The sequence below is a fragment of the Rhizobium sp. 268 genome (genome assembly GCF_036571585.1).
Taxonomy (GTDB): Bacteria; Pseudomonadota; Alphaproteobacteria; order Rhizobiales; family Rhizobiaceae; genus Rhizobium; species Rhizobium redzepovicii.
In genome coordinates this window covers 1-17,020 of record NZ_JAPPSO010000021.1, presented here as the reverse complement: position 1 = coordinate 17,020, position 17,020 = coordinate 1, and the positions used below count along the sequence as shown (strand labels likewise).

The 17,020-nt window shown below is 59.6% G+C and carries 17 protein-coding genes and 1 pseudogene; 11 read left to right on the top strand and 7 right to left on the bottom strand.

Annotation, left to right across the window (positions count from 1 at the left end):
• Positions 1-15: 15 nt before the first annotated feature.
• The 6 genes and pseudogenes from OS035_RS29350 to OS035_RS29325 all read right to left on the bottom strand — a co-directional run bounded on the left by OS035_RS29350 (position 16) and on the right by OS035_RS29325 (position 4,280).
• Positions 16-282, bottom strand: coding sequence for a hypothetical protein (locus OS035_RS29350; RefSeq protein ID WP_027690734.1), 267 nt, complete (start codon positions 280-282; stop codon positions 16-18).
• Between the two features lie 498 nt (positions 283-780).
• Positions 781-1,058 (bottom strand): annotated as a pseudogene (locus tag OS035_RS29345) (IS6 family transposase); the annotation flags it as partial.
• 452 nt (positions 1,059-1,510) lie between these two features.
• Positions 1,511-1,870, bottom strand: coding sequence for an HVO_A0114 family putative DNA-binding protein (locus OS035_RS29340; RefSeq protein WP_128408993.1), 360 nt, complete (start codon positions 1,868-1,870; stop codon positions 1,511-1,513).
• Positions 1,867-2,148, bottom strand: coding sequence for a toxin-antitoxin system TumE family protein (locus tag OS035_RS29335; RefSeq protein WP_331814556.1), 282 nt, complete (start codon positions 2,146-2,148; stop codon positions 1,867-1,869). The genes OS035_RS29340 and OS035_RS29335 overlap by 4 nt, the downstream gene beginning before the upstream one ends.
• 224 nt (positions 2,149-2,372) lie before the next feature.
• Complete coding sequence (locus OS035_RS29330) at positions 2,373-3,077, bottom strand: IS6 family transposase (protein WP_331814499.1); 705 nt, start codon at positions 3,075-3,077, stop codon at positions 2,373-2,375.
• Between the two features lie 243 nt (positions 3,078-3,320).
• The gene (locus OS035_RS29325; protein ID WP_130713727.1) at positions 3,321-4,280 is read right to left on the bottom strand and encodes a LysR family transcriptional regulator; all 960 of its coding nucleotides are present in this window, start codon (positions 4,278-4,280) and stop codon (positions 3,321-3,323) included.
• Positions 4,281-4,503: 223 nt separating this feature from the next.
• Here OS035_RS29325 and OS035_RS29320 point away from each other — a divergent pair, with 223 nt between their 5' ends.
• The 11 genes from OS035_RS29320 (at position 4,504) to OS035_RS29270 (ending at position 16,687) form a co-directional block, all read left to right on the top strand.
• Positions 4,504-5,595, top strand: coding sequence for an ABC transporter ATP-binding protein (locus OS035_RS29320; protein ID WP_130784919.1), 1,092 nt, complete (start codon positions 4,504-4,506; stop codon positions 5,593-5,595).
• A 42-nt stretch (positions 5,596-5,637) separates the two neighbouring features.
• Positions 5,638-6,369 (top strand): HAD-IA family hydrolase, encoded by a 732-nt coding sequence (locus OS035_RS29315; RefSeq protein WP_130784857.1) that lies wholly within the window; start codon positions 5,638-5,640, stop codon positions 6,367-6,369.
• A gap of 15 nt (positions 6,370-6,384) precedes the next feature.
• Positions 6,385-7,692, top strand: a complete 1,308-nt coding sequence (locus tag OS035_RS29310; protein WP_130713730.1) for an NAD(P)/FAD-dependent oxidoreductase — start codon at positions 6,385-6,387, stop codon at positions 7,690-7,692.
• A gap of 59 nt (positions 7,693-7,751) precedes the next feature.
• The gene (locus OS035_RS29305; RefSeq protein ID WP_331814496.1) at positions 7,752-8,792 is read left to right on the top strand and encodes an ABC transporter substrate-binding protein; all 1,041 of its coding nucleotides are present in this window, start codon (positions 7,752-7,754) and stop codon (positions 8,790-8,792) included.
• 41 nt (positions 8,793-8,833) lie between these two features.
• Complete coding sequence (locus OS035_RS29300) at positions 8,834-9,706, top strand: ABC transporter permease (RefSeq protein ID WP_027686904.1); 873 nt, start codon at positions 8,834-8,836, stop codon at positions 9,704-9,706.
• 3 nt (positions 9,707-9,709) lie between these two features.
• Positions 9,710-10,507 (top strand): ABC transporter permease, encoded by a 798-nt coding sequence (locus OS035_RS29295; protein WP_331814494.1) that lies wholly within the window; start codon positions 9,710-9,712, stop codon positions 10,505-10,507.
• Positions 10,504-12,198, top strand: coding sequence for a GMC family oxidoreductase (locus OS035_RS29290; RefSeq protein WP_331814492.1), 1,695 nt, complete (start codon positions 10,504-10,506; stop codon positions 12,196-12,198). Before OS035_RS29295 ends, OS035_RS29290 begins: the two co-directional genes overlap by 4 nt.
• Positions 12,199-12,216: 18 nt before the next feature.
• The gene (locus OS035_RS29285) at positions 12,217-13,656 is read left to right on the top strand and encodes an aldehyde dehydrogenase family protein (protein ID WP_064653355.1); all 1,440 of its coding nucleotides are present in this window, start codon (positions 12,217-12,219) and stop codon (positions 13,654-13,656) included.
• Positions 13,657-13,737: 81 nt separating this feature from the next.
• Positions 13,738-15,207 (top strand): NAD-dependent succinate-semialdehyde dehydrogenase, encoded by a 1,470-nt coding sequence (locus OS035_RS29280; protein WP_064653357.1) that lies wholly within the window; start codon positions 13,738-13,740, stop codon positions 15,205-15,207.
• 29 nt (positions 15,208-15,236) lie between these two features.
• Positions 15,237-16,310, top strand: a complete 1,074-nt coding sequence (locus OS035_RS29275) for a tartrate dehydrogenase (protein ID WP_130694758.1) — start codon at positions 15,237-15,239, stop codon at positions 16,308-16,310.
• A 20-nt stretch (positions 16,311-16,330) separates the two neighbouring features.
• Complete coding sequence (locus OS035_RS29270) at positions 16,331-16,687, top strand: cupin domain-containing protein (RefSeq protein WP_331814487.1); 357 nt, start codon at positions 16,331-16,333, stop codon at positions 16,685-16,687.
• A 61-nt stretch (positions 16,688-16,748) separates the two neighbouring features.
• On the opposite strand, the gene OS035_RS29265 is transcribed toward OS035_RS29270, so the two are convergent.
• A partial coding sequence (locus tag OS035_RS29265; RefSeq protein ID WP_331814485.1) for a hypothetical protein occupies positions 16,749-17,020 on the bottom strand: 272 nt, incomplete at its 5' end.

Genomic DNA, 17,020 nt, shown 5'->3' with positions numbered 1-17,020 from the left:
CGTCGGGCCGGCCTGTTAGTAGGGCCGGCGGACCCCCACCACGGCGGCTTCCCCGGCCGCTTCGTGGGCCGCTTCCATCGCGGCTTCCGCCGCAGCTTCCTGATGGGCTTCGCTCGCGGACTCGCTATTTGCTTCGCCGGCAACTTCCGAATTGGCTTCGGATTGAGCTTCGCTGGCGATTTCCGACGTCAGTTCGAGCGCGAATTTTTTCTGTTCCGCCTCGGGGATCTTAAGCCCGAGATCGGCAATGTACTTTTCTACACCTTCTGCGATGTCCCTCATGACATCCTCCCGTTTGCTGATGGAAAAATAACAACATGTCGAGTTATGCAACCCTACATACTGTCTCGCAGAGTATGCAACGGTTTCGCTGTTAATGCAACCTATCATTTATATAATATTGCTACACGACCAACGCGCGCCGCTCGAATCTTATCGCATAGGCATTCAATGAGCAGCAGACGTCTCTGCCGTGGGGTGGTTTTGCCCTCCGCCTTTGCGCCTTTGGGCAAAGCAGGAGGCGGCAACAAAGGGCGCTGCAAAGTCTGCCGGGAGTGCAGGCTCCAGGGCGGGCCATGGAGAGGGTTCCGTCACTTTCAACGCCGGATCCTCCACCCAAAAGATCAGCGTCTTCAGGCTGAAAGACCGCCTGGCGCGGCACTGTAAAGTTATCAGCGGATTGATGCAGCGATAGCTGGCCGGGACGGCTTCAGGCTGCGGCGACACACGCGATTTTGTTCCAGATTTGCATGGCGGCGTTACGCAGGTCTCGATGTTGAGCTTGCCATTGATGGCCACCACACATTCGTCGAGATGCCATTTGTCGCCCCAGGCAGCCGGCTGACCGTCGCTTGATCTCCGGGGCGAAATGCCGTCCGAATTTCTCCGCCCAGCTTCGAATGGTCTGATGCGTGACGATGATGCCGCGGGCCGCCAGCATGTCCTCAACCATGCGCAGGCTGAGCGGAAAGCGAAGAAGAGCCATACCGCGCGTGCGCAATGATCTCCGCGGGAAAGCGGTGGCGACGATAAAGCGGATCACGAGCAACTTCTGACATGGCCCATGTACGCACATCTTCATCAGCCGTCGGTTAACTTTACGGTGCCGCGCGGACAGATGCCGCGCAACCTTTTGCTTCAGTCTTCTGATTGTCAAAATGTCGCGCTTTGAGTTTGGGCTACGATCACAGCGACAGGGTTCCCGGTCGGTTGGCTCATTGCAACATATCGTCGATCTTCTCCGCCGTGCGAAACCTCTTCGTCCCATCCCAGACCAACCGCTCCGCAGCACAAATTCGAACCCATCGACGCCAGGCAATGGCCGCGGGGGAAGCCGTGAGTGCACGGCCTGCCTGAAAAGCGCAGGCTCGGCCTCACCTGGCCACATTCAAACAACGTGACAACGCCGGCGGTGAAGCTCTTCCTCAAACTGCTGAGAAAGAGGCGGTCGCACGCATACAAACCGAAACCCCAGTGCGGCCAGAAACCGATGGCCTGATTGGCGACCGGATCAGGCGGCCGCCTTCACATCGAACTCGAAATGAAGCTGGTCATAGGGGAATTCGACGCCGGCGTCAGTCCGGTCCAGGACACCGGCGTTGACAAGCGTCGTCACGTCCTTATGGACGGCCTGCACGTCCCGGCCGACACGTCGGGCGACTTCCCGTATCGCCAGCGGCCCCTGCCCTGCCATCGCCTTCACGATCGCAAGCCGCGGCGGCGCAAGAACCCTGTGCATTTCGTCGTAGCTTGGAAAATTCACCGACGGCGTGGCGGGAACGATGACGCCTTCCAATGCCTTCTGCCCCGCATTCACGAAGCGCGCCTTGGCATCGGCAATCGAGCTTAGTCTGATGACGAGCGTCCTCATGCGAGTATCCTTTCCATGTCCGCCTGAAACGCATCGAACAATGCTTCCAGCGTTGTGAATTCTATCGGTTCCTCGATATCACCGAGATGGGGATGATCGCCTTTGCCGCGCTTATTGTCATAGCGCATGACGCACTCGCCGTTGACGATCAGCGCCAGACGATATTTGAAATGGTGGTTGCTGCCGGGCACGGGTATCGGCACATGCCACAGAACCGTTTCAAAAAACGCCGTATCGCTGACGGCGATTCTGGATTTTTCGATCGGCACGGCTTCAATGTTGTTTTTAATAACATCACCCATCGTTGTTGTCAAGAACAACAGCGATGGGCTGTCTTGCACAGCAAGGCGGCGCTGGGGTTCGACGCCCCGACGCAGGCTCCAGGGGCACCGTAAAGTTAACCGACGGCTGATGAAGATGTGCGTACATGGGCCATGTCAGAAGTTGCTCGGGTGATGTCAGGTTAATTCTGCGGAGATTGTTTTGGACAGATGCGCTTGGATCAGATGGCCACGCCTGCAACGGCCTTCCAATGCGATATGGCCCTGAGGCGATGTAAATGGATGGCGATAGCTGAGCGTTTTGAGTGAGGCGGAACGAAGAGATTTCTGACCGCCGAGAAGACGGACACGAAGCGTTGCAATCCGCCTGGCGATCGAAATCCTTGCATGACCCGCTCTCTCTTTCGCAAAGGCAGATGCGAGTTCTCGGCGCGATTGTTCAGGCCCTTATGAGATCGGTGCTCGACAACCGGCATGACCTGGCGTCGTGCCGCTCCACAGGAGCGAAGCTTGTCCGTAACGATGCGCTTCGGTAGACATCCCTGCTTCTTCATCAACCGGATCAGGAGACGCTTGTCCGCCTTGGTATTGCGCCGGCTCTGGACGATCTCGTCGAGAACGTAGCCATCCTGATCGACGGCGCGCCATAGCCAGTGCTTCTTCCCGCCAATCGTCACGACCACTTCGTCGAGATGCCACACATCGCTGGTGCGCGGCGATTTCCGCCGGAAACGGCCGGCATAGTCCGGGCCGAACTTTCTCGCCCAGCATCGAATCGTTTCATAAGAAACGACGATGCCGCGTTCCAGCAGCATTTCTTCCACCAGGCGCAGGCTCAACGGAAAACGCACGTACAACCAGACTGCATGGGCAATCACAGCAGGCGGAAAACGATAACGTTTGTAACTGACAGGGGCTTGGATCATGAATGCGATTATCAACCAAGACCTTGAGCTATCATTAACTGGACATCACCCGCGCAGCATGAATAGATGAGAGCTTGTCGGTCTCTGGCTTTCGAGAGCAACGAATTGCACGCCTTGAAAGGAAACGAACCTTCAACCCGTGTGCCGGTCGATTTTACCGTAGCGCATAACGACGCTGTTCTTTAATAATCAGATTTCAGGAGGTGAGCGCATCTCTGCTTTCCTTCTAAGCATCACGCGCAGTCAAATCTTAGACCAACTCTCCGGCATGAGGCCGAGATCCGGATAGAGCCTGTCCACGGCGACAATGTCGTCATTGAGCTCTGCGATCATCCAGTCACGAACCTGTATGACGATGTCGCGCGCCGGCTTGTCCCGAAGACGGACGAGATGGCATTGGCGGCCTGTTGTCATCAGATGCTCGCGCGCCGGCACGAGTGTCTGGGTTCGCAGCCAATGCGCAACCACGTTCAGCCAGCCGAGTGCCACGCCCTGCCCCAGAAGCGCTGCCTGCACCACAATGGCATAGTCGGAAAAGATCATCGAATTGACCGCATCGCCCTCGTTTGCCGGAGAAAAGAGGGTGGACCAGTTCGGCTGGGCGTCGCTGAGATTGATCGTGGTGTCGGGGGTTCGCTTGACTTCGCCGCCATCCTGTCCATGACTTTCCCGATAGGACGGGCTGCAGATCGGGATGAGGATTTCCGGCATGATAAAAGCAGCCTCGTGCCGCTCGTCCGAACCATTCACGAAGCGCATGCCGAGATCGACGTCGTTGACCGGCCCCGCCAGCGCACCCATCACCAATTGGAAGCGCAGATCGACCGTCGGAAATTGCTTTTTGAACTCCGGCATCCGCGGCATCATCCAATGGGTCGTGAAACCGGTGGAAACTGACAGGGAGACCGTCTGGATACCGATGCGGCGATCCTCAATCTCCCGCAGCGCATTTTCGATCCCGGAAAAGCCCCGGGCGATAGCATCGAACAGTAATCCTCCGGATTCCGTCAACTCGACGCCCCCAGCTTGACGAACAAATAGCGTTGTGTCGAGATTCTCCTCAAGGCGCGCGATCATCCGGCTCACGGCAGCGGGTGTCACATTGAGTTCGCTGGCTGCCTTGGAGAAATTGCCACACCGTCCTGCGGCCTCGAAGGTAAACAAGCCATTCATGGATGGCAGCATGCGGCGCAAATTTGTCATTACACTATGTAACATTAATCTGAACTTTTTTTCAATTGCTCCTTAGGCTTTTCTTTGGTCTTCTATGTGTCACAGAAGGCGACAGACCTTCAATGAAAATCGGGGAACAGGAAACGTGAGGATGCCGGCCAAGTACGGTACGTGTGTTCAGGTTTCCGCTTAGCAACGAATGTAGCCACCTCCGACTAAACACCGGCGCGCTCAAATTGTGCAGTGGAATCAAATGTTTGTCTCAAATAAATCGGAACGCGTTGGCGTTTCAATCCGGTCGGCGACCAAGAGCTATGGTGCTTTCCAGGCTTTAAACGATGTCAGCCTGGAAGTCGCGGCGGGCGAGTTCGTCTCGATTCTTGGACCATCGGGTTCGGGAAAAACGACCTTTTTGGGAATCCTCGGAGGTTTCGTGCAGCCGACATCGGGCTCCATATGGCTCGGCGAACGGGATATTACATTTGAGCCTCCCCATAAACGCGATATCGGAATTGTCTTTCAGAACTACGCGCTGTTCCCACATATGAGCGTCGCGGAGAATATCACATTTCCGCTGCGGGCACGCCGCCTACCGAAATCGAGCTGGCCCCAAATGCTGCGCGAAGCCCTGGATATGGTCGAGCTCGCCGGATACGAGCAGCGGCGCATCCACGAACTTTCTGGCGGCCAGCGCCAGCGTGTTGCGCTTGCCCGTGCCATGATCTTCGAGCCGGGACTGATCCTGATGGACGAGCCGCTTTCGGCGCTCGATAAACAACTGCGTGAATCCATGCAGATCGAACTCAAGCGGCTTCACCGGAAGCTCGGCGCGACCATCATCTACGTCACCCACGACCAGCGAGAGGCTTTGACGATGAGCGACCGCGTCGCCATAATGAACAAAGGCCGCTTTGTCCAAGTCGATACGCCGGAGCAACTTCACGACCACCCCGCCGATTCCTTTGTTGCCCGTTTCATCGGCGAAGCAACACTGTTGTCGGTCGAGCGCGCCAGCGACCACACCGTGCGGCTCGGCGATATCGTCCTGCGCACGTCGCACGCCGTCCCCCAGAACAACCGTCTGCATCTTGCGGTCCACTCCGAAAAGCTCGTCGTCGCCGATGGCAGCGAAGTGGCCGGCGTCAATCGACTGACCGGAACCGTGACTGAGACACTCTATCAGGGCGAAAGCATCCGGGTTTTTCTGAAGCTCTCGTCCGGTGACGACCTCAGCCTCAGGCTTGCCAGCAACCATGCCGGCCGATTGCAACTTAAAAAGCCCGGCGAAGCCATAACCGTGGCGTTGCATCCCGAAGACACGATCGTGGTGCCGGAAGCATCCTAAAACTTGCCGTTCCAACCTTACAGTCAACAAGGAAAGAAGACTATGAACCTCACCCACTTCAAGGTCATGACCTTCGATGTCGTCGGTACTTTGATCGATTTCGAAACGGGCGTGCTGAATGCCGTTCGGGCACTGGGCGGCGAAAAGGCCGCCAGCGCTTCTGACGATGCTATCTTCGAACCTTACAAGCGCGGCCGCGACAAGTTCTACGGTCGTTCCTCCTTCGCCATGAAGGATGTTTACCTGTCGCTGGCAACAGAACTCGACCTGACGCGGGACGATGCGACGGCTGAGGCCTTCCAACTCGCCGTTTTGCGCTGGCCGGCGTTTTCCGACTCGGTCGAGGCCCTGGCCCGTCTGCGCAAGAACTTCCGGCTGGTTGCGATGACCAATGCAGACCGTACTGCCTTCTCGGCCTATTCGGCGACGCTTGGCAATCCCTTCCATGACAGCGTTACCTGCGATGAGGCCGGATGCGCTAAACCCAACCCGCAGTTCTTCGCTTTCAACAAGGGCCGCCAATCGGCCTCCGGCTACAAACAGTCGGAAATCCTGCATGTTGCCCAGAGCCAGCATCACGATATCGGCGTTGCAAAAGAACTGGGCTACACGACTTGCTGGATCGAACGGCGCCAAGGCCAGCAGGGCTTTGGCGGCACGCCAGAACCCAAGGTGCTGACCAAGCCGGATTTCCATTTTTCTTCGCTAAAGGAGCTTGCTGACGCGGTCGATGCCGAATTGGCCGTAGGCATCCAGACCGCAAGCGCAGCCTGATCACGGAACCCAGAAATGATGACCGCCCATCCTCCCTTTCCTGACATTGCCTCGCTCTGGCAGGAGACAGCTGCCGACCGCCCGGTCTTCGATGCGCTGTCGGGCGGTCGTCACTACGACGTTGCCATTATCGGCGGCGGTTACACTGGGTTGTCGACGGCACGCTACCTTGCTCGCCGCGGCCTGTCGGCCGTTGTACTTGAAGCAAGCCGCATCGGCTGGGGCGCAAGCGGACGCAACGGCGGCGTGGTCTCGGGCAAGTTCCGGCTTGCCTTTTCCGAGATTGCCGCACGTTACGGCACCGACACGGCCCGACGTATGCATGATCTCGGCATCGAGGCCATCGATCATGTCGGAGAGCTTGTCGAGGATTACGGCATTGCCGCGGCCGATTATCAGCCGACCGGGTCGTTGCGCTGCGCGCATAATGCAGTCTCGCTCACTTCGCTGAAGAAGGAAGTCGAATGGCTGCATCAGGCGCTCGGTGATCGCGCCTGCTCCATTTTGTCGGCGGCCGAAATGGAGGCGGAGACCGGCTCGCGAGATTTTCTAGGCGGCATGCTCAACACCCATGGCGGCATCATCCATCCGCTCAATTTCGTATTCGGTATCGCTGCCGGCCTGAAAAAATCGGGCATCGACATCTTCGAAAACACGCCGGTGACGGGTCTCCGCCGAGAAGGGCCCGGTGTCCTCCTTGAAACACCGGGCGGAACAATCACCGCCGGACAGGCCGTGATTGCCAGCAACTCCTATTCGGACCTGACGTCCGCCACATCAGCGGTGCGCAAGGCCATCATCCCCTTCCGTTCGGCGATGATCGCCACGGCGCCGCTTTCCGGCACGCCGGGCGCCGGTCTGCTCGCGCAGGACCGCAGCTACACCGAAACCCGACGGATGATGCGCTGGTTCCGCAAGGCGGGCGACCGCCTGCTCTATGGCGGTCGCGGCGCCTTCGGCAGGACCGATTCCGAGAGCGCCTTCGCGGTACTGCATCGAGCGATGGTGCGCCAGTTTCCCGAGCTTGCGGGCGTTGCCGTCACCCATCGCTGGTCCGGCCTCGTCGCCATGACGATGGACAGCATTCCGCATGCCGGCCGGCTGGATGACCGCATCGTCTATGCGGTTGGCTACAACGGTACCGGCGTGGCGCTGGCCTCCAACATGGGCAAGCACATAGCGGCAATCGTCGTCGGCGAAAGCCCCGATCTCGGACTTCTGACTTCGGAACGGCTCAAACCCGTTCCTTTCTATCCCATCCGGGAACCCGCTGTCCGGCTTGTCGCCGGCTGGTACCAGTTCCTCGATGCAATCGGGCGATAAGACCCGGCATTCAACCATCAAAACGGGGTTCGAAGCCCCGCCACAAGAGGAGAACGGATATGATACTGAAATTTTCCACACTCGTGCTTTCCGCTTCAGCCATCGCTTTTTGCGCCGGTATCGCCTCGGCTGAACAGATAACTTTCGTTTCGCAGGGTGGCGCCTACCAGGAGGCCCAGACCAAGGCCATTCTCGATCCGGTCGCCAAACTGCTCGGCATCACCGTCAATCAGGACAGCGCGCCCGACGCCTGGCCTGTCATCAAGACCCAGACCGCGACGGGAAAACCAATCTGGGATGTCATCGATACGCCGACGCAAGACTGCATTCGCGGCGGCCAGCAGGGTATGATCGAGCCTCTTGATTTCTCCAAGATCCCCAATGCCGAGAAAATGCCCGCCGAGTATAAGAGTGCCTATTCCGTTGCCTATGAGTTCTATTCCAGCGTGCTTGCCTATAACAAGGACAAGTTCGGCGAAAAGCCGCCCCAGACCTGGGCGGATTTCTGGGACGTCAAGAAGTTTCCGGGTACACGCGCCTTGCGCAACCACCCGCTGGCAACGCTTGAGGCAGCGCTTCTCGCCGACGGCGTCCCGGCCGACAAGCTCTATCCGCTGGATGTCGACCGCGCCTTCAAGAAGCTCGAAGAAATCAAGCCCTACGTTACCGTCTGGTGGACGTCGGGCGCCCAGTCGGCGCAGCTTCTCGCCGATGGCGAGGTCGATATGGAAATGGCCTGGAACGGTCGTGTGACCGCCGTCGCCAAGGAAGGCGCTCCGATCAGCTACACCTTCAACCAGGGCTTCCTGCAATATACCTCGCTCTGTATCCTCAAGGGCGCGCCCAATCTCGAAACGGCGGTCAAGTTCGTCAATGCGGCCATGACACCGGAGATCCAGGCAAACTTCCCTGCCTATATCGATTACGGTCCGGGCAACCCCGAAGCCTATAAGACCGGCAAGATCTCGGCGGAACGCGCAGCAGAAATGCCAAGCTCGCCCGAAAACGCCGCCAAGCAGGTGCTGGTGTCGGACGAATGGTGGAGCTCGCCAGCTGGCGAGGAAGCACAGAAGCGCTGGGCGTCCTTCATCCAGCAGTAACCACCGGCCAACCGAGGCCAGTGAATTGAGGAGCGTCATTGATGACCACATCGACAAGCAATCCATCGATGCAGCATGATCGCAGGGAGCAGAGGCTGATGCTGTTGCTTCTGGCGCCGGCGCTCCTCGTCATCGTCTCATTGCTGATCGTGCCGCTTGTCTGGCTCGCCTGGCAATCGATCTGGCAGGATGGCGGGTTTACGGTCATCAACTACCAAAGGTTCCTGACCGATTCCGTCTACTGGATGACATTCCTGCAGACCTTCCGCATCGCAGTCGTCGTGACCCTGGTGACGCTACTGCTCGGCTATCCCGTCGCCTATGTGGCGGCGGCTCTGCCCCAACGCTGGAGCGTGCTTGTTCTGGCAATGGTGCTGCTGCCCTTCTGGACCAGCGTCCTTGTCCGGGCCTATGCCTGGCTCATTTTGTTGCAGAGAACCGGCATCGTTAATTCCGCCCTTAAAAATGCCGGCCTGATCGATACGCCATTGCTGCTCATCAACAACGAGTTCGGTACGGTCATGGCGACGATCCATATCCTACTGCCATTCATGGTGTTGCCGCTCTACGCCACGATGAAGAAGATTCCACCCGAACTGACCATGGCCGGCGCCAGCCTTGGCGGCTCGCCAAGTCATGTCTTTACCCGCATCTTTCTCCCGTTGTCGCTGCCAGGAATGATCGCAGGAATGGTGCTGGTCTTCGTGCTCACCCTCGGCTTCTACATCACGCCAGAACTACTGGGCGGCGGGCGGACCTACATGGTTTCGATGCTCGTGTCCCGCAATATCCAGGTTTACAACGAATGGGGTGCGGCATCATCGATCAGCGTAGTGCTGATGCTCTGCGTCTTCCTGATCTTCCGACTGGCAAGCTTGCTTATTCCGTTTGAACGCATCATGGGAACGAGGTGACATATGCGCACATCCAACCTTCTTCTTTACGGCTTCGTCGCTCTCGTTCTCGCGTGGCTGATCATCCCGATCATCATTATCGTGCCGATGTCGTTTTCGAGCGCCCGCTTCCTGACATTTCCGCCGCCATCCTGGTCGCTGCGCTGGTATGAGGCCTATCTCGGCAACGCCGCGTGGATGCAGGCCACGCGGGTCAGCCTGATCGTTTCGGTTTCGAGTGCGATCCTGGCAACTGTTCTCGGCACGGCGGCGGCCTATGCGCTGAACATGACATCCTCCCAGCTGGTGCGCAGCCTGCAGATGCTGTTGCTGCTGCCGCTGGTCGTGCCGATCGTCATCACCGCCGTCGGCGTCTTCCTCGTCTATGCCCAGGTCGGTCTCCTCGCCAGCATGACCGGGCTGATTCTCGCCAACATGATGCTTGGCCTTCCCTATGTGGTTATCTCCGTTCTGGTAGGCCTAAGGAAGTTCGATGCGACGCAAGAGATGGTGTCACGCAGCCTTGGCATGAACCGGCTGCGCACCTTCTTCGTGGTCACCCTGCCGCAGATCCGCCCGAGCGTGATTTCCGGCATGCTGTTTGCCTTCATCTCGGCCATCGACGAAACCGTCGTATCGCTGTTCATTTCTGGCGGCGAATACCAGACCCTTACCAAGCGCATGTTCACTGCACTGCGCGACGAGATCGATCCCACGATCGCCGCAATCAGTTCGCTGCTGACGGCGATTTCCTTCATTCTGGTGATGCTGGTGGCGCTCAACGCTCGCAGCGCCGATCGCAAGCAAGGCAAGGTGGCATGATCGCCGATCATCTGATCCTCGGCGGCGGCTCTGCAGGCTGCGTGCTGGCGGCGCGGCTGTCGGAAGATCAGAACCGGACTGTTGTGCTGGTCGAGGCCGGCCGTAACATCGCCGCCGGCGACATTCCCGACGCGGTGCGCAGCCGCTATCCCGGCCGCGCCTATCTCGACACACGTAACATCTGGGCTTCCCTGACCTCGCTAATGGGCTATTCAGGATCGAACAGCGCGCCCCGGACAGCCCGCCGCTACGAGCAGGCAAAAATCCTCGGCGGTGGCTCGGCCATCAACGCGCTGATGGCCAATCGCGGCGCGCCCTCCGACTATGCCGAATGGCAAGCGTTAGGCGCCGACGGCTGGAGCTGGGAAGATTGCCTGCCCTATTTCCGCAAGATCGAGACCGACCGCGATTTCAGCGGTCCGCTTCACGGAACCGACGGGCCGCTGACGATACGGCGGATCACAGGCGAGAAGATATCGCCGTTTGTCGATCGCGTCATGCAGACGTTGGAGGCGCGCGGTCACCCGATCCGTCCCGATCAGAACGGCCCCTGGCAGGACGGCACTTTTCGCGGCGCGGTTGCCGTCAGTGATGCCGGCGAACGCCTGCCGACCTCGATAGCCTACCTGACGCCGGACGTCCGCCGCCGTCCAAATCTTCGCGTTATCACCGATAGTACGGCGACCCGCATTCTCTTCGACGGCGTGACGGCGATTGGAGCCGAGATCGCCGGCACCGTGTCCCAAACGATCATGGCGCAGGAGGTCATCGTCGCATCGGGCGCTATCCATTCGCCGGCTTTGCTGCTGCGCTCCGGCATCGGCCCCGGCGCCGATCTGGCGGCACTCGGCATTCCTGTCATTTCTTCGCGTTCCGGCATCGGCCGCAACCTGATGGAGCACCCTTCTATAGCGGTCGCCGCTTACCTGCCGCCATCCATGCGGGTGCGCGACCGGGCAGAACACCATGAACAGGCAATCTGGCGCTTTTCGTCGGACCTGCCGGGCACACCCCAGGGCGACATGCACGCTGCCATCCTGTCGCGCTCCGGCTGGCATTCGGTCGGTCTGCGGATGGGCAGCTTGTTCTTTTGGGTCAACAAGTCCTACTCGCGTGGGTTCCTCAAACTTGCCTCCGCTGACCCGCGTGTCGAGCCCGAAGTGGATTTCCGGATGCTGAGCGACGTGCGGGATCTGGAACGGCTGAAGATGGCCCTGCGCATGGGCGCGCAAACCCTGCGCGACCCGCATATGAACTCCTATCGGGGCGTGGTGTTTCCTTCCAGCTACTCCCCCCGCGTTGCAAAAGTCGCCGTCCCCGGCGCCTGGAATGCGTTGCAGCGCGGTGTGCTGTCGGCCATGCTCGATCTTGCTGGGCCGCTGCGCGCCGCACTGGTCCACTCCGCCGTCACGCTCGGAACCACTCTCGATGATCTGCTTGCTGACGATGCGGCGTTGACCGAATTCGTTCGTCGGGATGTCGGCGGCACGTGGCATCCCTCCGGCACGTGCCGCATGGGCGCACCCGCCGATCCGATGGCCGTCACCTCGCCGTCCGGCCGGGTCTATGGCGTCGAGGGACTGCGGGTCTGCGACGCATCGCTGATGCCGTCCATTCCCTGCGCCAATACCAACATACCGACAATCATGATCGCCGAGCGGATCGCCGATTTCATCCGCAACGGGCAGTAAGCGGCGATGGAGACAGCAATGAACAATGCACAGAAATTCTACATCAATGGCGAATGGGTCGAGCCGATCGGCCGACGGACGCTGGATGTCATCGATCCGGCCACCGAACAGCCTTTTGCAACAATTGCCATGGGAACCGTCGCCGATGCGGAGAGGGCGGTTGCCGCCGCCAGATCAGCCTTTGCCTCTTTCTCCGAAACCTCGAAAACCGAGCGCCTTGAACTGCTCAATCGCATCCTCGTCATTCTCAAACGCCGCAACGACGAGATCGGCGATATCATCTCAAAGGAAATGGGCGCGCCTGTTTGCATGGCCCGCAGCCAACAGGCCGGCATAGGACTTTCGCATTTCGCCGAAACGATCAAGGCGATGGAGGCGTTCGAATTCGACTATATGCAAGGCACGACACAGATCGTTCACGAACCCGTCGGCGTCGTCGGCATGATCACGCCCTGGAACTGGCCGATCAACCAGATCGCCTGCAAGGTTGCCCCCGCCCTTGCCACCGGTTGCACCATGGTGCTGAAACCGTCGGAAATCGCGCCGCTAAACGCCATTCTCTTCGCAGAGATCCTGCATGAGGCAGGCGTCCCCAAGGGCGTCTTCAACCTCGTCAACGGCGACGGGCCGACCGTCGGCACTGTCCTTGCAAGCCATCCGGACATTGACATGGTCTCGTTCACCGGCTCCACCCGGGCCGGGATCTCCGTGGCGCAAGCCGCAGCGCCTACCGTCAAGCGGGTGCACCAGGAACTCGGCGGTAAATCCCCCAATATCGTGCTCCGTAGCGCCGATATGGAGACTGCCGTCAGTGCCGGCGTGCGTCGATGCGTCGACAATTCCGGCCAGTCCTGCAATGCCCCTACCCGTTTGCTGGTGCCGATGGAACGGATGGACGAGGCCATTGGCATCGCCCGCAGGACTGCCGATGCCATCACCGTCGGCGCGCCTGCCGATCCCGCTACCGATATCGGCCCGGTGGTCAACCAGCCGCAATTCGAAAAGATACAGGAATTGATCGGCAAGGGAATCGTGGAAGGCGCCGAACTCGTTGCCGGCGGCCCGGGTCGTCCGGCTCATCTGAATGCCGGCTATTACGTCCGCCCGACCGTGTTTGCGCGCGTCACCAGCGACATGACCATCGCGCGCGAAGAAATCTTCGGGCCTGTACTGGCCATTCTCGGCTACGAGAGCGAGGACGACGCCATTGCCATCGCAAACGACACACCCTATGGGCTCGCCGCCTACATCCAAGGCGATCTCGCCGAGGCGCGCGCCCTGTCGCGCAAGTTGCGCGCCGGCATCGTGCGGATCAACAACTCCGCTTGGGATGGTGCCGCGCCTTTCGGCGGCTACAAGCAATCGGGCAACGGCCGCGAATACGGCAAGTTCGGCCTGCACGAATTCACCGAAATCAAGGGTGTTGTCGGCTACGCCGACAATGAAGCGATTTCTTAACATGAGCAGCCGAGAGACGAGGCAGCGTGCAAAACGGCATCCGCTTGGTCGACGGAAGACTGGACCATTGAGGAAGACGATATGCTGAATTTGAAAGATCCCACCCTGTTCGTCGAAAAGGCGCTGATCGGTGGCGCATGGCTATCGGCAGGGTCCGGCGCCACCGTCGCCGTCGATAATCCTGCCAGCGGAGACGTCATCGGCCAGATTCCCGATTGCGATGCCACCGACACACAGGCCGCCATCGCCGCTGCGGCGGAGTCCCTGCGGACATGGCGTCAGACCACGCCTACCGAACGGTCCCGCCTTCTGGAACGCTGGCACGCTTTGATGCTGGAACATGCCGACGATTTGGCGGCAATCATGACGGCGGAGCAGGGCAAGCCGCTGGCTGAAGCGCGTGGCGAGGTTCTCTACGGTGCGTCCTTTATCAAATGGTTCGCCGAGGAAGCGCGCCGCACCTACGGTATGACATTGCCAGCTCCGTCGGCCGATCGCCGTATTCTGCTGACCAAAGAGCCGGTCGGTGTCGCCGCCATCATCACCCCCTGGAATTTCCCCAATGCCATGATCACCCGCAAATGCGGCCCGGCATTGGCGGCCGGCTGCACCGTCATCATCAAGCCTTCGGAATTTACCCCCTATTCCGCCCTGGCGCTCGGCGTGCTGGCGCAGCGAGCCGGCATTCCGGCCGGCGTCATCAACATCGTCACCGGCCTGCCCAAGGCGATCGGCGCCACGCTGATGGCGAGCCCGGATGTGCGAAAGGTGTCCTTCACCGGTTCCACAGGCGTTGGTTCGATGCTGATGGCGCAAAGCGCGCCGACCGTCAAACGCCTCAGCCTGGAACTGGGTGGCAACGCCCCTTTTATCGTGTTCGACGATGCCGATCTCGATGTCGCTGTCGAGGCGGCGATCGCCTCGAAATTCCGCAATGGCGGCCAGACCTGCGTCTGCGCCAACCGTCTGCTGGTGCAGGACGGCATTTATGATGCCTTCGCCGAAAGGCTGGCGGCGCGGGTCAACGCCATGCAAATCGGCCCGGGCACCACGACTGGCACCGATATCGGGCCGATGATCAACGATGCCGCCGTCGCCAAGATTCGCGCCCATGTCGCCGATGCCCTGGCACTCGGAGCCGAAAATATTACCCCTCGAGAAACCCTGCCTGAAGGTAGCCGCTATGTTGCGCCGATGGTGTTGAAAGGCGCCACCACCGCCATGCGCCTCGCCAGCGAGGAAACATTCGGGCCGGTGGCGCCGCTGTTCCGGTTTCACGATGAGGCCGAAGCGATCGCCATCGCCAATGCCACGCCATTCGGATTGGCCGCCTATTTCTTCACCGAGAACCTGCACCGTTCGTGGCGCGTGGGCGAGGCGTTGGAGTTCGGCATGGTTGGTCTCAATACCGGCAGCGTGTCGATGGAGATCGCCCCGTTCGGCGGCATCAAGCAATCCGGCCTTGGCCGCGAAGGCGGTCCGACCGGAATCGAGGAATATCTCGAAACCAAGGCCTTCCATATGGGCGGCTTGAAAACACGCGCGCAATAAGTCTGCGATTGCCGAGAGGGAGAAAACCATTGGCCGAGAGAACCTACGATATTGCCGTGATCGCCGGCGACGGCATCGGCAAGGAAGTGATGCCCGAAGGTATCCGCGTGCTGGAGGCGGCGACCCGCCGCTACGGCTTCACGCTCAAGCAGAAATGGCATGAGTTCGCCAATTGCGACTACTACGCCCGGCATGGCCGCATGATGCCTGAAAACTGGAAGGAAGAAATAGGCAGGCCCGCGGCGATCTTCTTCGGCGCCGTCGGCTGGCCGGACATCGTACCCGACCACATCTCCCTCTGGGGCTCATTGCTGCAGTTACGTCGTGAATACGACCAATATGTCAACCTTAGGCCCGTGCGCCTTATGGAAGGCGTGCCCTGCCCGCTCGCTGGCCGCAAGCCGGGCGACATCGACTTCTGGGTGGTGCGGGAGAATACCGAAGGGGAATATTCCTCGGTCGGCGGGCGTATGTTCGAGGGCACAGACCGCGAAATGGTGCTGCAGGAAACGATCATGACCCGTAAGGGCGTCGATCGCATCCTGAAATTCGCTTTCGAGCTGGCGCAGAAGCGGCCGCGCAAGCTGCTGACCTCGGCGACTAAATCCAACGGCATCGCAATTACCATGCCCTACTGGGACGAGCGCGTCGAAGCGATGGCGAAAGCCTATCCGGATGTCGGCTGGAACAAGTTCCACATCGATATTCTGACCGCCAATTTCGTGCTGAAGCCTCAGATTTTCGACGTCGTTGTCGGCTCCAACCTGTTCGGGGATATACTTTCCGACCTTGGCCCTGCCTGCACCGGCACGATTGGCATTGCCCCATCGGGCAACATCAATCCTGGCGGTGAGCACCCTTCGCTGTTCGAGCCTGTGCACGGCTCTGCGCCTGATATCGCCGGCAAAAACGTCGCCAACCCGATTGGCCAGATCTGGTCGGCAGCGATGATGCTCGAATATCTCGGCGAGACGGAAGCCGCAGCCGGCATCATGACGGCGGTTGAGACGGTGCTGAAGCAACCCGCGCTGCGCACCCGCGATCTTGGCGGATCCGCCAGCACGCAGGCCTGCGGAAAATCGATCGCGGACGCGCTTTCGTGATACAATCGGAGACCAATGAAATGTCGAACATGATCGTCTTCGATCTGAAGAATCCCGGTATCGCTCGGGAAAGCCAAGCCCTTCCCGAACGCCTCGTCGAGGGCAACCCGTCCTACAAGACCTGGGAAAAGGACAATGTGGGAAACGGTCGAATTCGTTCCGGCATTTGGGAGGCGACGCCCGGCGCGACCCGCTCGATCAAGGGCGAGACTTGGGAATATTGCACCATCTTGTCAGGCGTCATCGAGCTTGTCGAAGACGACAAGGTACCGCGCCGCCTGGTTGCTGGCGATACGTTCATCCTGCGTCCCGGCTTCACCGGAACGTGGCGAACAATCGAAACGGTGCGCAAACTCTGGGTGATCGTGTCACCATAATCTGGCGCGAGCCAGATCGCTACAGAGCACTGAACGCGTTAACCGTTTGCCTGGCGTCCTTTTATAAAGAAGTTGCGGCGTGGCACCCTGATGGTTCTTGCAGGTCGGAGCCTGGCGAGCGCGTGACCAAGACAGGTCGGCTCGGAAGACACCCTGTGTCTGTGATGGTCTGTCCGCCGGATATCAAGATAAACGACCCTTGTTTCGATAAAAATGGGCGTGTCGCAAAGTTTTCTGTTAACGCGGATTTGAGATTTGGATGGTGAAACGGCGCTCCGATTTGTTGGAGCGCGGTTTCATGATTCTGAATGCGATTGCCGAAAAACTTAAACG